Source organism: Actinomyces sp. (assembly GCF_030530635.1).
In the GTDB taxonomy this organism is placed as follows: domain Bacteria; phylum Actinomycetota; class Actinomycetes; order Actinomycetales; family Actinomycetaceae; genus Actinomyces.
Genome location: NZ_JAUMUL010000077.1, coordinates 1 through 14,885, shown reverse-complemented (window position 1 = coordinate 14,885; position 14,885 = coordinate 1). Strand labels below are relative to the sequence as shown.

The 14,885-nt window shown below is 68.6% G+C and carries 12 protein-coding genes; 8 read left to right on the top strand and 4 right to left on the bottom strand.

Annotation, left to right across the window (positions count from 1 at the left end; genetic code table 11):
- Window positions 1-84: 84 nt before the first annotated feature.
- Together Q4A20_RS13545 and Q4A20_RS13540 are read right to left on the bottom strand one after the other, a co-directional pair.
- On the bottom strand, window positions 85-642 hold the full coding sequence (locus Q4A20_RS13545) for a hypothetical protein (RefSeq protein ID WP_303123753.1): 558 nt from the start codon (window positions 640-642) through the stop codon (window positions 85-87).
- 90 nt (window positions 643-732) lie between these two features.
- On the bottom strand, window positions 733-1,107 hold the full coding sequence (locus Q4A20_RS13540) for a hypothetical protein (RefSeq protein WP_303123751.1): 375 nt from the start codon (window positions 1,105-1,107) through the stop codon (window positions 733-735).
- A gap of 179 nt (window positions 1,108-1,286) precedes the next feature.
- Here Q4A20_RS13540 and Q4A20_RS13535 point away from each other — a divergent pair, with 179 nt between their 5' ends.
- On the top strand, window positions 1,287-2,402 hold the full coding sequence (locus Q4A20_RS13535) for a Gfo/Idh/MocA family protein (protein WP_303123749.1): 1,116 nt from the start codon (window positions 1,287-1,289) through the stop codon (window positions 2,400-2,402).
- A 76-nt stretch (window positions 2,403-2,478) separates the two neighbouring features.
- On the top strand, window positions 2,479-4,800 hold the full coding sequence (locus Q4A20_RS13530; RefSeq protein ID WP_303123747.1) for a prolyl oligopeptidase family serine peptidase: 2,322 nt from the start codon (window positions 2,479-2,481) through the stop codon (window positions 4,798-4,800).
- A 26-nt stretch (window positions 4,801-4,826) separates the two neighbouring features.
- Here Q4A20_RS13530 and Q4A20_RS13525 read toward each other — a convergent pair whose 3' ends face one another.
- Both Q4A20_RS13525 and Q4A20_RS13520 read right to left on the bottom strand, forming a co-directional pair.
- Window positions 4,827-6,368 (bottom strand): DHA2 family efflux MFS transporter permease subunit, encoded by a 1,542-nt coding sequence (locus Q4A20_RS13525; protein WP_303123745.1) that lies wholly within the window; start codon window positions 6,366-6,368, stop codon window positions 4,827-4,829.
- 131 nt (window positions 6,369-6,499) lie between these two features.
- Window positions 6,500-7,165, bottom strand: coding sequence for a sugar O-acetyltransferase (locus Q4A20_RS13520; RefSeq protein WP_303123743.1), 666 nt, complete (start codon window positions 7,163-7,165; stop codon window positions 6,500-6,502).
- A gap of 298 nt (window positions 7,166-7,463) precedes the next feature.
- Here Q4A20_RS13520 and Q4A20_RS13515 point away from each other — a divergent pair, with 298 nt between their 5' ends.
- From Q4A20_RS13515 to Q4A20_RS13490, 6 genes are all read left to right on the top strand, one after another.
- Window positions 7,464-9,194 (top strand): GMC oxidoreductase, encoded by a 1,731-nt coding sequence (locus Q4A20_RS13515; RefSeq protein ID WP_303123741.1) that lies wholly within the window; start codon window positions 7,464-7,466, stop codon window positions 9,192-9,194.
- Window positions 9,195-9,975: 781 nt separating this feature from the next.
- Entirely contained in the window at window positions 9,976-10,167 is a 192-nt protein-coding gene (locus tag Q4A20_RS13510) for a hypothetical protein (protein WP_303123739.1), read from the top strand.
- 144 nt (window positions 10,168-10,311) lie between these two features.
- Window positions 10,312-10,920 carry a TMEM175 family protein gene (locus tag Q4A20_RS13505; RefSeq protein WP_303123737.1) on the top strand — a complete coding sequence of 203 codons (609 nt, stop codon included), beginning with the start codon at window positions 10,312-10,314 and terminating at the stop codon, window positions 10,918-10,920.
- A gap of 58 nt (window positions 10,921-10,978) precedes the next feature.
- On the top strand, window positions 10,979-12,169 hold the full coding sequence (locus Q4A20_RS13500) for an ROK family transcriptional regulator (protein ID WP_303123735.1): 1,191 nt from the start codon (window positions 10,979-10,981) through the stop codon (window positions 12,167-12,169).
- Between the two features lie 119 nt (window positions 12,170-12,288).
- Window positions 12,289-13,695, top strand: a complete 1,407-nt coding sequence (locus Q4A20_RS13495) for an MFS transporter (protein WP_303123734.1) — start codon at window positions 12,289-12,291, stop codon at window positions 13,693-13,695.
- On the top strand, window positions 13,692-14,597 hold the full coding sequence (locus Q4A20_RS13490) for an alpha/beta fold hydrolase (protein ID WP_303123732.1): 906 nt from the start codon (window positions 13,692-13,694) through the stop codon (window positions 14,595-14,597). Before Q4A20_RS13495 ends, Q4A20_RS13490 begins: the two co-directional genes overlap by 4 nt.
- Window positions 14,598-14,885: the final 288 nt, after the last annotated feature.

Genomic DNA, 14,885 nt, shown 5'->3' with positions numbered 1-14,885 from the left:
CCACCAAACTCGAACTCTACCGAACCCGATGGTAAAACCACACGAATAACACCCTATTTGGTCTTATCATCATCGTCATCGGTTTTACCCTTGCCGCTCCGATCCAGCGGCTCGGCACCCTGCGCCCGCGCCCCCCTCACCCAGCGCCGTGCATAATGCCGCCGCAGTGCGCAGGGCGGCGAGATTGACCTCGGCGAGTATGCCCGCCCACGCCTGGGCAACCGCCGGCACAACCGCTACGGCCACAATCCCGGCCGCCGGGGTCCCCAACGCGGTCAACACCGTCCGGCCGGCGAACTCCCGCAACTCATCCGCCGCCGCAATCGCAGAATCAAGTACCCGCGCGTAGGCCTCCAGCGGCCCCACACCCGCCTCGAGCCGCTCGGCGTCTTGCTCCAACGTCCGAGTCAGCTTCCGGGCGCCATACCTGAAAGCATCGGCTGTAGCACCCTGAAATGACGGCGTGGCACCACGGGCGTAATCAGCCAGGTCAGCCGCTCCCCAGAAACTGCGGGCGGTGGCCTTCCAATCCTCCGCCACGGCACGAACAGCCGCCGGATCGTCGGGCACCCGCCCCACCAGTATGCCGCCGACACCCATCGCAGCCGCAGTTGAGACTCCGCCAGTTAGCGAGGAGGACATAGACAAGGGAACAAAGTAGACGAGGTGGGAGCAAACGGGCGTAGGCGACCGACGGCGTTTACCACACAGTGGCGGCCGCCTGGTTACTGGTTAGATGGTCAGGCCGCGATAGCTGACCACCCGACCCGGCTCACGTTCGACCATGGTGCCATTGGAAGGACCACCGCCGAACTGGCGCGAGGAGTCGCCAAGGGTTCGCGCGCCGTCGGCAGCTTCCTCATCGGTGTTCTCGAAGTCCCGCTGAGCCGCCATCAGCCCATCGGCCAGCTCGACCGCGCTGGACGCATCCCGACTCGCCCGGTCCTTGAAGTGGTAGGCGAACCGTGCCGCCGCAGAAGCCAACACCGGCAGGCCGAAGGCACCCTCACTGCCGGTGTTCACAACCATTCGTCCCAACGAGGCCTGGCACTCATCCAGCAGCGCCCCAGCACGACTGAGTTCCTCGGGGACAACCTGTAGAACCATCAGGGACCTCCACGGTCTTCTCCCCGGAGCGGGCGGAAGCGGTCCCCTGCGCCCTGACGCGCCACGCGCACCCCGCCTACTGTGACCATATACGCGGCGGCGGCAACGAAGTCGCCGCGAGCAGCCAATCGCAGCAGGCGCACCACAGCCGAACTGCGCAAACACTTTCGGAGGTCACCGTGTCCGAGAAAGCCGTCAAGTCCGGCCCCGCCCCCGCCCACAAGCTCGCCGTCATCGGCTACGGCACCCAGGGCGTCTACCACACCCGTAACCTGCGGGCGCTGGACGACGTCGCCATCGACGTCGTCGGCATCTACGACACCGACCCACGCGCCAACCAGGACGCTGAGGCCGACGGCCTGCACGTGTACGCCTCCGCCGCCGACATCCTGGCCGACGCGGACGTGGACATCGTCTTCATCTGCACCCCCAACGACTCCCACCACGACTATGCCGTCTCCACGCTGCGCGCCGGCAAGCACGTGCTGTGCGAGAAGCCCGCCATGATGAACGCCGCCGAGATGCGCGAGGTCGCCGCCATCGCCGAGGAGACCGGCAAGCTGTTCATGGTGCACCAGAACCGCCGCTGGGACCCCGACTTCAACGTCATCAAGAAGATCTACGACGAGCAACTCATCGGCGCCCCCACCTATTTGGAGCAGCGCATCCACGGCTCCCGCGGCATCCCCGGCGACTGGCGGCAGCTGCCCGAGCACGGCGGCGGCATGATCCTGGACTGGGGCGTGCACACCGTCGACCGTCTGCTGACCCTGGTGGACTCCCCCGTGGTGGACGTCCACGGCGAACTGTCCTTCGCGCTCGGCCACGACGTCGACGACGGCTTCCGCGCCCACCTGACCTTCGCCAACGGCTTCCGGGCGATGGTGGACGTGTCCACCACCTCCTTCCTGCCGGAGGCCAAGTTCTGGATGCAGTCCGCCACCGGCACCGTGGTCATCGAGGACTGGGAGATGAACGGCCGCATGGTGCGCCGCACCGGCGCCGAGGAGGACGACGCCACCCCCGTGCAGGCGGGCGTGGGCCTGACCAAGACCATGGCTCCGCGCATCCTCGACTACAAGGCCCTGGCCTCCACCACCCCGCCCGTGGAGGTGCTGCCGCTGCCCGAGGTGGACGTGGATGTCATGGACTTCTACCGCAACGCCCGCGACGTGGTCGACGGCGTCGCCGAGCCAGTAATCACCAACGATTCGGTGATCCGCTGCCTGACGGTCCTGGAGGCCATCGTGGAGTCCTCCCGCACACACGAGGTGATCCACCCCGAGCAGGCCTGACCGGCTTTCCCGCCGCACTCCCGTGGGTGCCCTCGCCCCACCCGGCGCCACGAGCGCGCCCCCTCCGGCCGACGGCGTGAGCGAGTCTCCTCCCGACGACGCCGTCGCCCCCGCCTGGCTCTACGAGGCCGACGGGGAACGGGCGACAGCGTGGGTAGATGCCCACAACGAGCGAACCAGGCACGAATACGCCTCCTCCCCCGACTTCATGCGCCTGACCGATGACCTGAAGTCGGTGCTGGACTGCCCGGACCGGATCCCCGCCGTCGCCGACCGGGCCGGCATGCTCTACAACTTCTGGACCGACGCCGACCATCCTCACGGCATCTGGCGCCGCACCAGTTGGGAGTCCTATGCCGCCAGCGCCCCCTCCCGCGCCGATCAGGCCCCCGCGCCCACCGCCTGGGAGACCCTGCTCGACCTCGAGGCGCTGAACGCACCCGGCGCCCTGCCTGCCGAAGTCGGTTGTGGCAGCGGCGAACATCCGGCCTGGGGCGGGGCGCAGGTGCTCGCCACCGGTCCGCGCTCCGGCCGCCGCGCGCTGGTCTGCCTCTCCCCCGGCGGTGGCGACGCGAGCCTCACCCTGGAGTACGACCTGGATGCGCGGCGCTTCATAGCACCGGCCGACGGCGGATTCCACCGTCCGGTGTCGAAGGGGACCATGACCTGGGGTGACGACGCGGGCGAGTCCGTCATCGTCTCCACCGACTTCGGGCCCGGGACGGTATCACGGGCCGGCTACCCCCGGCAGGTGCGGCGCCTGCGGCGCGGACAGGCACCGGACGAGGCGGAGGTACTGGTTACCGCGGGAGCCGACGCCGTCGCCGCCTTCGCCTTCCGCGACCCGTGGGGGCGGACCTGGCTGACCACCATGCCCAGCTTCCAGCACACCCGCATCTGGCTGCTGCCCGACGATGCCGGCTGCCCGGCAGGCACCGGCCCCGCCCGCGCCGCGTTGAGCGGGATTGCGCCCACCGGCACGGTCGCCGCTCCCGACGGCGACACGGTCCCGGCGGGCGCAATCCCGCTGAAGGTCCCGGAGGACAGCCTGGCCGGCGTCGGACGGGACTGGCTGACCATTCAGTTGCGCAGCCCCTGGGAGGCGGACGGTGTCACCCATCCGGCCGGCACCCTGCTGGGCGCGGGCCTGGCGGAGTACCTGGCGGGGCGTCGCCAGCTGGAGGTCCTGTTCACGCCCTCCGCCTCATCCACGCTGTTGTCGGCCGCCTGGACCGCGGGCCACCTGGTGCTCACGGTGCTCGACGACGTCGCCACCCGCCTGGAGGTGTGTACGCCGCCCAGGCGTCGCGACGAGGTCGAGGCCTCCGGTACACGGGCGGCGCCGGGCAGTTGGGGGCACCACTGGATCGATCTGACCGGCGCGGCGGATCGGCTCGGATGCCCCGCCGTCGACGACACCGAGTTGCGTCCGGGACGGGCGCTGCTGTCGGTGTCCGCCACGCCGTTGCGTCCGGCGGATACCGACTATCTGTGGATCTCGGCGTCGGGATGGACCACGCCCTCAACGCTTGCCGTCGCCCGGCTGACCCCGTCCGGGGAGATGACCGGCATGGCGGTGGTGCGGCAGGCGCCCGCCCGCTTCGACGCGCGGGGAGTGCGGGTGAGTCAGCACGTGGCCACCAGTGCGGATGGCACCCGGGTGCCCTACTTCCAGATCGGCAGGCCGGCGCCATCGTCGCCACCAGTGCTCGTGCACGCCTACGGGGCGTTCGGGAAGTCGCTTATGCCGGGATACGAGCCCGTCACCGGGAAGGCCTGGCTGGAGCGGGGCGGCACCTACGTGGTGGCGAATGTGCGCGGCGGCGGCGAGTACGGGCCGAGTTGGCATCTGGCGGGCACCGGCGCGGGACGGAGGCGGGTCGTCGAGGACCTGACGGCGGTGCTGGACTCGCTGGTTGCACGCGGCGTAACCACGCCGGAGGACATCTGCCTGTATGGCTCCTCGGCCGGGGGCCTGCTAGCCGGGGAGGTACTGGCCAGGTATCCGGAGCGAATTGGCGCGGCCGTCCTGGAGGCGCCGCTGGCGGACATGCGCCGATACACCCAGCTGTCGGCCGGGGCGGCGTGGACGGCGGAGTTCGGCGATCCAGATGACCCGGAGCAGTGGACGTGGCTGCGGGAGCACTCGCCGCTGCATCTGTTGCAGACGGGACAGGCCTATCCGCCGGTGCTGCTGCTGGCCTCGGCCGCGGACGACCGCGTGCATCCGGCGCATGCCCGCGCCCTGGCCCACCGGCTGGAGCAGCTGGGGCAGAAGGTGACTTACTTCGAGACTGCTGCGGGCGGGCACGGCGGCGGTGCCACCCACGCGCAGCAGGCCTTCGTGAGCGCTCTGATGCACGACTTCGCCCGCCGCCACACCCGCCGAGGTCGGTAGATCTTACGTGCCGAGATCGGTCGTTGTCACTGCCGAGGTCGGTCTGCAGCGCCCCGCACACCGGCATCCTCAGACGCGGCCGGGATGGTGGCGCGCTCGCGACGCATGGGCAGGCGGAAGGCCATGAATAGGGCCAGCCCCATGGAAACGGTCGGCATCCAGAAGGCTCGGCCGAACGCCCCCGCGGCCTGGGCGAGGCCGTTCGCCAACTCCGACCCGCTCAGCTCGCCGGCCACCGCCGCCGCGCCCGCGTCCGTCCCAGCCAGGAACAGCGCGAGCAGCACGGAAACGATCGCAATACCGACGGCGCCGAATACCTGCTGGCCGATGTTGAACAGGGTGGTGGCGTTGCCGACCTCCTCGCGATCGACCGCCTGCAGGGCCGCCGTCGACACCGGCATCATGGTGCCGCCGATGCCAAGCCCCTGAACCGTAAGCACGACCCCCAGCCACCACAGACTCGTGTCGGCTCCCACCTGGGTCAGCGCGAGCACAGAGACGAACATGGCCGCCATGCCGAAGGGCACCACCCGCCCGGCGGGCAGCCGGTCCACGAGGTTGGAGGCGATAGGCATGGTGATGAGCGCCCCCAAACCGGTGGGCGCGATGAAGAAGCCGGCCGCCATGGCACCCAGGCCGCGCACCTGCTGGAAGTAGGCGGGTAGGAGCAGCAGGTCCGCGGTGAAGCCGGCCTGGAAGAAGATCGCCAGCGCGATGGCATTGCGGTAGCCGCGCAGCCGCAGGATCGTCAGATCCAACAACGGGCGCTCGGCATGCAGGCTGCGGCGTACGAAGGCCGCCACCATCACCAGCCCCAGCACTAACGGCACCCACACCACCGGCGCGGTGATGGCCGCACCGCCGCCCGCGTTCGACACGCCCCACAGCGTCAGCGCCAGCCCGGGAGACATGAGCACAACGCCGGGAACGTCCAGGCGCACGGTGCCCCGATCGTCGTCGCGCGGGAGTAGGAACAGCCCGAGCCCGGCAGCCGCCGCCCCGAAGGGCAAATTAATGAGGAACACCCAGTGCCAGGAGGCGACCTCCACCAGCCAGCCGCCCAGGATCGGCCCCATGACGGGGGCGATCAGCATGGGGATGCCCATCAGGCTCATCATGCGGCCGAGGCTGTTCGGCCCGGCGGCGCGGGCGACCAGCGTGGTGCCCACGGGCATGATGCAGCCGCCGCACAGCCCCTGCACCACGCGCATGATGATCAGGAAGGCCAGGCTCGGCGAGAGCGCGCACAGCACGGAGGCGATGGTGAACAGGGTGATCGAGCCGATGTACATCCAGCGGGCACCGATGCGCTTCAGGCCCCAGTCTGTCAGCGGGATGATTGCGGCCACCGCGAGCGCATAGCCGGTGACGGTCCAGGAGACGGTCGAGTATGCGGGCAGGGCGCCGTCGGGCGCGGCGAAGTGGCGTTGCAGCGCGGGAATGGCGACGTTGATGATGGTGCCGTCCAGGACCGACATGAATGAGCCGATCATGACGACAGCGGCTACCCGGTAGGGGTTGGGCATTGCCTTATCGGGGGCGGGGGCGGGTCGGGGTTGTGCGGACACGAGATTTTGCTTTCTTCACGGGGCGATGCCTGGCTGGGTACGCGCGGCAGGGCCGTCTGGACGGGCGGGGCCGATGCGCATTGAGGGGCGGTACGCCGGGTGGGCCGGGGCTGAGCGTGCCGTCCCGGCGGTCAATGCCCGTCGGCCCCGGCGGGGCGCTGCTCCGAACTCAGCCTCCCGTGAACGGCCGAGGTGGGGCTGTGTACGGAGTCGGCCTCGGTGATCTCGCGGATAGGGCGGGCCGGAGTCCCGAAGGCGAGCCAGCCTGCGGGCACGTCGCGGGTGACCAGGCTGGCGGCGCCGACGACGGCGTCGTGTCCGATGGTGACTCCCGGCATGACGGTGACATTGGCGCCGAGCCAGACGCGGTCCTTGATGACGACGGGGTCGCCGTACTCGGCACCGCCGGTGTGACCGTCGGGGTAGGTCAGGTGCCGGCGCTCGGAGGCGAGCAGGGGATGGGTGCCGGCGGCAATGGTGACGCCGGGGCCAAGCTGAACGTCATCACCGATGGTCACGTGCACGTCGTCGAGCAGGGTGAGGTTGAAGTTGGCGAAGAAGCGCGCCCCGATGGAAGTGTGGAAGCCGCAGTTGACGTACAGCGGACCGCGCACGTATGCCTCCGGGCCGAGGGCGGCGAAGAGCTGCGGCAGGATCTCGGCGCGGGCGGGGTCCAGTTCGTCCAGCGTGTTGTAGCGGCGGCACAGGTCGTGGGCACGGGCCTTGAGTTTGCGGTAGGGAGGCCAGGCGGTGTCGAACAGCAGGCCGGCGCGGGCGCGGGCGTCCTGATCGTCCATATCGCACCTCCTCGTCCTGCCTCCGCCGGCAAACCGCACATTACCGGACCTTTCATCCGATTCTCGTCGACTTGAGAACCGCTTTCGCCCGCGCGGGGCAAAAGCCCGTGGCCACGGCGTTGTCCGCCATCGGGCGGATTCATACGGTGGCTTCAGTCGGCTCGCAGCGCCGTGACGCGCTGCACCGAGGGCGGTACTCCCACTGGGCGGGCGCTGTACGCATCAACCAGCACCGGACGGGGCCACCGCGGGCCCCACCGGACCCACAAAGGACGTGGATGAAAAGGACGTGGACAACATGAGCAACCTGCACCAGGCGAACGCCTCCCCCAACATCGACCGCCACTTCGACGCCGTCGTCATCGGCTCCGGCCCCGCCGGCTCGACGGCGGTGCGCGAGCTGACCGCAGCAGGCATGGACGTGCTCCTGCTCGAGGCCGGACGGGAGCTGACTGCGAAGGACTTCACGCCGCCGGTTTACGGCAAGCCCAAGCCCATGGGCATGGACATCATGACCCGCGCCAAGCGCATGCTGGGCAGCCGCCAGTTCAATCAGGCCCGCCGCTCCTTCTACTCCGACTCCTCCTCCCGGTTCCTGGTGGACGATCTGGCCAACCCCTACACCTACCCTCTCGACGCCCCCTACCTGTGGGTGCGCTCCCGGCTGCTGGGTGGCCGCATGCACGCCTACGGCCGGGTACTGCAACGCATGAGCGACGTGGATTTCAAGGCCGCCAGCCTCGACGGCGTTGGCATCGACTGGCCTTTCGAGTACGCGGACCTGGCCCCCTACTACGAGCGCGTGGAGGAGCTCGTCGGCGTGTACGGCGACGCCGACCCCGGCGTGAAGCACCCGCCCGCAGGCAAGTATGTGGGCCCCGGACACCTGAACGAGATGGAGCAGGAGTTCAAGCGGGTCGTGGAGTCCCGGTGGCCCGAGCGCCATGTGATCTCCTGGCGTTTCCAGGCGCCCTTCCTGGATCGTGTGCCCCCGGGCATCCGCGAGGCCAGGCGGACCGGCCGTCTGACCATCCGCACCGGCGCCGTGGTCTCCCGCATCACTACCAATTCCCGCACCGGCCTGGCCACCGGCGCCGTCTTCATCGACGCCCGCACCAGGCGCGAGCACCGGGTGACCGGTGACGTGGTCATTTTGTGCGCCTCGGCGATCGAGTCGGTGCGGCTACTGCTGAACTCCGGGTCGAGTCGTCACCCGGGCGGGCTGGCGAACTCCAACGGGCTGGTGGGCCGCTACCTCATGGAGCAGTCCATGACGCTCGGCTTCGGCGACGACGCCCGCCGCCCCGGTTACTTCGGCCCCTCCTCCCAGTGCGAGGAGGACCCCTTCTACGGCAACTCCGGCGGCTTCCTGATCCCCCGCTACCAGAACCTGCAGGGGCAGACCGAGGCCTACAAGCGCGGCTACTCCTTCCAGGGGCTGGCCGGGCGGGTGCCGGTGCCGGAGGACTCCCCCGCCATGTTCGGCTTCGGCGCCGGCGGGGAGATGCTGCCCCAGTACGGCAACCACGTGACCCTCTCGCGGCGGGTGAAGGACAAGTGGGGCATTCCCGCCGCGCACATCGTGTGCCGGCCGGACGACAACGACCGCACCATGGTTGCCGCCGCGGTACGGGACGTCACCGAGATGATGCGGGTAGGCGGCTACCGGACGAACTTCGTGGCCTCCACCTTCGGGGTGCACTCCAAGCGGGTGTGGCCGGACTTCAACCCCGCCCAACGGGCCATGTTCCGGATCGGGATCCGTATGAGCCTGATGATGGGGGTGTCCATCCACGAGGCGGGCGGCGCCCGCATGGGCCACGACCCGGCTACCAGTGTGCTCAACGGGGTCGCCCAGGCCTGGGACGTGCCCAATCTGTTCGTCACCGACGCCGCCTCCTTCCCCACCGGCTCCACGGAGGGTCCGGCACTGACGATCATGGCGGTCACCGCGCGCGCCTGCGACTACATCGCCCGTGCACACGCGGCCGGGGAGCTGACCCGCCCCACCCAGGACGTGGTGCTGTAGCCCTGTGTGCAGACGGCGCGTACCGGGCGGGTTCCGGAACCGGTGTGTTGGGGTGACCCGGGTCCCCCGAAATGCCCGGTCCGGGCGGAAGTGCACGCCGCACACAGACCCCGGCCCGATACCGTTTTTCGTTGAAATTCCGGTATCCACAACACCTCATCAGGGAGCCGGTGGCGCGCGTCACCGCGATCAGGAGACATTGGCACACCGCCCGCATTGATAGCGTGTTGCCACCAGCCACCGAGCGGATATCTACCCGGATGCCCCGGCTATCCGGATCATCCAACGATGATCCAACTAGGACCACTCGGCGGACCGCACAACACCGATTCAATTCAAGGAGCAACCCATGTTCTTCAGCGCTATCGACGCCAACACAGCCCGTGCCATCGCCGAGGCCGTCAACGACCGCCTCACCGAGAAGACCACCGACGAGCAGCAGTGAGCCCTCGCCCCTGACACGGTCGACGCGCCGCTTCAGTAGCAACCACGAACAATCACGCCCCCTGTACAACACAGGACGAGGCCAACGCATCCGGGCCGGAGACGATGAGGTCTCCGGCCTTTGTCGTGCCGTCGCCCACCCCGGTTCCGGGCTCTACCGCTCCCACGCGGCGAGCAGGCCGACGACGACGCCGGCTCCCGCGGCTGCTAACGTGCGCTCGGCGGCCTGACTCCGTACGCCGCCCGGGCACCGTTCCCGGGTGCGCACGATGTGAACCGGCCCCGTCCACGTCCGCTTCGACGACGGGCGTGGATTCCTCCTCCTGAAAGGACCACCATGTTCGTCTTGCTCCCCGCCACGGTCCCCACCACACCACTGGATGCCAGCACGATCCGCTTCATTGCGGAGTCGACCAATGCGATGCTGGAGGCACGGGCCGCGGAGCAGGCCGCGAGAGGCGAGCGCGGCGCCGGCGCACGCCAGCACGCCCCGGTCGGCACCCGAATGACGGCGCTACCGGTGAACTGACCGCATCGTCCCCATTCGTCTGCTACGCCACTTCCCCGTGGGTTACACCGGTGGAGCTTTATTGAAGAGCCCGCAGCCATTCAACAGCCCCCAAGCGGCGTAGCAGACGGCGAACCCGCGTAGTAAACAGCCGAAGGAAACCGTATGACCAAGAAGTCCCCCGTGACCACGGGCAAAGAGAGGCTCGCCGCCTTCATGGACGCGGTCCTCGCCATCATCATCACCATCCTCATTCTCGAACTGCCCCAGCCAGAGGTGGTCAGCCCGGCGGGGCTGTGGGCGCTGCACGAGGACCTGCTGGCCTACACGGTCTCCTTCGCGTGGCTTGGGCTGCTGTGGGCGCGGCTGCACAAGGATTGGAATCCCGCCGAAGTCATCACCCGCAGAACCGTCGGCCTGAGCCTGCTGCTGCTCTTCTTCGCCTCCTTCTTCCCCTACACCACGACGCTGGTGGCGCAGAATCCGGGCAACAGCACCGCACAGGTTGCCTATGGCCTGGTCTTTCTGCTGACCTCCATCAGCCGCGTGGCGGTGCGCCAATCGCTGCAAGACGCCGACCCCGAGAACGAAAAGCTGGCGCCGCCAAGCCGCGACAGCCGGACGCTGACTCCGGCGGAGTGGGGTCTGCAGGTGCTCGGGCTGGTGCTGGCAGCCGTCTGGGTACCGCGTGCGATGACGGTGGCGCTCCTGGGCGGTCTCATAGTCGGCCTGCTCGCCTATCTGCAGCGCCAGCGGGGCGAAGTGGGCGAATGACCCTCGCCGTCGGCAGCCGGCCCGCCAGTGACGCGACCAGGACGCTCAGGAGGTTGCGATGAACCCGGTCTCACCAGTTGACCTGGCGGAGGTGCGTCGCACCAACGCGCGGCTGGTCCTGGCCCATCTTTTGGAGCACGGACCCGCCTCCCGGTCTGAGATCGCTGAGAGGACCGGACTGTCCCGCAGTTCGTTGACCAACCTCATCAATCTTCTGCTCGCCCGGCGCGTGGTGCGGGAGGGAGCCGTGACCTACAGCGGTAGTGCTGGCCGCCCCCGACGCCAGGTGGAGGTGGATGCCCACGGCGCGGCCCTGGCCTCCGTGCAGGTCGACGGGGAGCAGATCCGTGTGCTTGTCACCGGCCTTAGCGGCGACCGGATCTGTGAGGCGAGAGAGCTCACCGGGGACACTGCGCCGCAGGTAGTACGTGACCGGGCTGTCACACTGGTGAGCCGATGCCTACCCCCGGACCGTGGCCTGGGCGGCCTGGCTGTGACCGTCTCCGGCCCGGTGGTGGGCTACCCTGAGGTCGTCGCCCTGTCAACTGACCTCGGTTGGGAAGCCCCGGTGGACCTTCTCACCCTGTTCTCCCAGAGCCTGCCCGGTGTCCCGCTCGCACTGGAGAAGAACGCTAACGCAGCTGCGCTGGCAGAGTTCCATCATGTAGAGGGTGCGACGTCCCTGATCCTCCTCCACGCGGATCCGGGCGTGGGCTCGGGTATCGTGCTTGATGGCCGAGTGCTGCGCTCTCCTGACGGGGTGGGTTCAGAGGTAGGGCACATCCCTGTCAGCCGGGAGGAGATCGTCCCATGCGGCTGCGGCATCCCCGGGTGCTTGAGTTCCGTGGCGAGCCCGGCCGCCATGCTCGTGCGCAGCGGGGTGAGGCCGGACGGCCAGCTGCGGGGTCATCTCCACGCGTTGACCCGCCAAGCTCTTGACGGGCCCTCGCCCCAGAGGGCGGCGGTGCTGGACTGTGTGCCCCACATCGCCCGAGCCGTGAACGCCGCGCGAGCAGTGATCGGCCCCAGTCCGGTAGTGCTCGGCGGGCTGTGGCGGGATCTCAGCCCTGTACTGGCGCCTGCGCTGGCTGGGATGGTGCGCACGATCGGCCCCGCGCCCGAGCCGCAGGTGCAGCAGGCGAGGCTGGGGGAGGACGCGGTCCTGCGTGGCGGAGTGCTGCTGGCGCAGGAGGCGGCTCTGCGTGACCCGCTGGCATTGCCGCACGGAGGGGCGGCGACCAGCCAATAATGCAAAGCTTGCATTAATTGACTATCGGTGGCAGAGTTGGCAGCGCCGGCAGTCCTTCGCGTCGCGCGCGACGCTCCCGGGTGCAGCGCAGCACCCACCTCTACCAAGGAAGCTCACACATGTCCACGGCACCTTCTGCCACCGCTGCCGCCCCTCCAGGCGGTTACGGGCGTGACTACCGTACGTCCGTCTTCGAGAGGATCTCCTACGGCATGGGCGACGTCGCCTGCAACGTCGTCTTCGCCCTGACCTCCGGGCTGGTCGTCTACTTCTACACCAACGTGGTCGGCGTATCCGCGGGCCTCGTTGGCACCATCCTGCTCCTGTCCCGCGTCTTTGACGGGATCTCGGACCTCGCCATGGCCCAAGTCATGGACAAGACCAGGTCCCGGCACGGAAAGGCGCGTGTCTGGCTCCTGTGGATGTCCGCGCCCTACGGGCTGAGCGCGATCGCCCTGTTCGCGGTCCCCGCGCACGCAGCGTCCGCCGTGCAGGCTGTCTACATCTTTGTCACCTACAACCTGTGCACCACCGTGGTCTACACGGCCCTCAACCTTCCCTACTCCTCGCTGGCACCCCTCATGACGCGTGAGGACCAGGACCTGGCGCGGCTCAACCTGTTCCGCATGTCCATGTCCCCGATCGGGAACATGATCGTCACCGCCTGCACGCTCCCATTCATCCGTCTGCTCGGCGGCGACCAGCGCGCCTGGGTCACCGTCACAGTCATCTACTCGGTCATCGCCTTCAGCATGCTCATATGGACCTTTCTTGTCTGCAAGGAGCGCTTCCACGACGACGCCACGGCCAGGGCCGAGTCACTGCCCTTCCTTGTGCGTCTGCGGACCGCCGGCTCCAACAGGTACTTTCTCATCCTGCTGCTGACGATGATTGCCGTCTCGGTGTATCAGAACGTCAACGGCACCGTCTCGACCTACTACGCCCAGTATGTGCTCGGCAACGCCGAACTCATGGGCGTCATCCAGACCGCTGAGAGGATTCCGTGGATCCTCGGCATCATGGTCATGGCCCCGGCTATCCGGCGACTGGGCAAGCGAAACCTCGTCCTGGGCGGCGCATGCCTGTGCGTGGCGGCCCAGATCGCACCGCTCCTGGCCCCCTCCAGCCTCCCACTGGTCACCGCGGCGGCCGTGGTGCGCGGCATCGGGGAGGCGCCGTTCTATGGGTGCATCTTCACCATGATCGCCGACACCATCGACTTCGGCCACTGGCGCACCGGCGTCCGTGTGCACGCCCTGCTGTTCTCCGCCTTCACAGTGGGTCAGAAGTTCGGTACCGGTGTGGCTGGGTGGGCGGTAGGCCGACTGATGGATGCCTCCGGCTTCACCGGCCTCACCCGGGAGATACCGGCCGCCGTCGACATGGTTCGGCACCTCTACATCTGGGGTCCGATCCTGGCGTGGACGGCGGTTGTGCTGCTCATGCTCGCCTACCGTCTGGACCCCAGCCTTCCCGCCATCCAGCAGGAGTTGGCCGAGCGCGACAAGCAGGAGGAGAGCAAATGACAGACGTAATAGTCCCCGCGACGTGGGGGACTAACCCGGTGGCTGCCGTGACCACGGCGGCAAATGGGACGCGGCTGGCCTATGAGGAACTCGGCCATCCTGGCGCGCCGCTACTCCTCCTGGTCCAGGGCTACTCCGCCCAACTCGTCGGCTGGCCCTCCGGCTTCTGCCACGCACTCGCCGCGGCCGGGTTCCGGGTGATCCGCTTTGACAATCGTGACATCGGCCTGTCTCAGCGCTTCCCCGACGCCGTCTACTCCCTGGCCGACATGGCGGACGACGCCGCCGGCCTCATCAAGGTGCTGGGCGGGGGCCCGGCCCACGTCGTCGGACAGTCCATGGGAGGGATGATTGTCCAGGAGCTGGCAATCCACCATCCCGGATTGGTGGCCTCCCTGACCGTCATGTACTCCACAGCGTGCGCGCGGCGTCACTTCGTCACCCCGATCACCGAACTCGGCGCCCCGGCCCCGGTGGGCAGCCGGGAGGAGGCGGTAGCCCAGTACGTCGCCAACGAGAGCCACGTGCGTCAGGGACGCTATCCCGTCGACCTGGGCTACCTGTGGGAGATCGGCCACCAGTACGTGTCACGAGGCTGGGATCCTGAGGGGGTAAACCGGCAGCGTCGCGCCATGCAGGCCGACCGGGATCGGGCCGAGGACCTCCGGCTACTGAACTGCCCGACGCTGGTTGTACACGGATCCGACGATCCACTGATCAGCGTGGACGGGGGCAGGGAGATCGCCTCCCTCGTCCCGGGGGCGCGGCTCGACGTCGTCGAGGGCATGGTGCACGCGATACCGCACCAGCTGTGGCACCGCTTCGCTACTGAAATCGCTGAGATCGCGGGGGTCATCGGGACCGGTACCGTCGGGAGGCCCGGGTTCGGCGCGGGGTACTGAGCGCTGAGCCTCTGAAGCTCAGCGCGATCGACGCATCGGGAGCCCTGGCGCGGGGCGTTGAGGCTCCCGATGCCTCAGGCCAACCTGCCTCGGCATCACCGGGAGAAGGCTGGCTTGTCAAACCCCAGGTCTTGCGGAGGGTGTTGTACCTGGCGCCGGTGGTCACCAGCCGGGGTTGATTGACGCTCATCATGGTCGACATTTTCAGTGTTCGCATCCACGGCGTCGGGGGATGCGGTGTGGTGGTCGCCTTCGGGTGTGGGAGGTCGTGTTCGGGTCGGCAAGGTC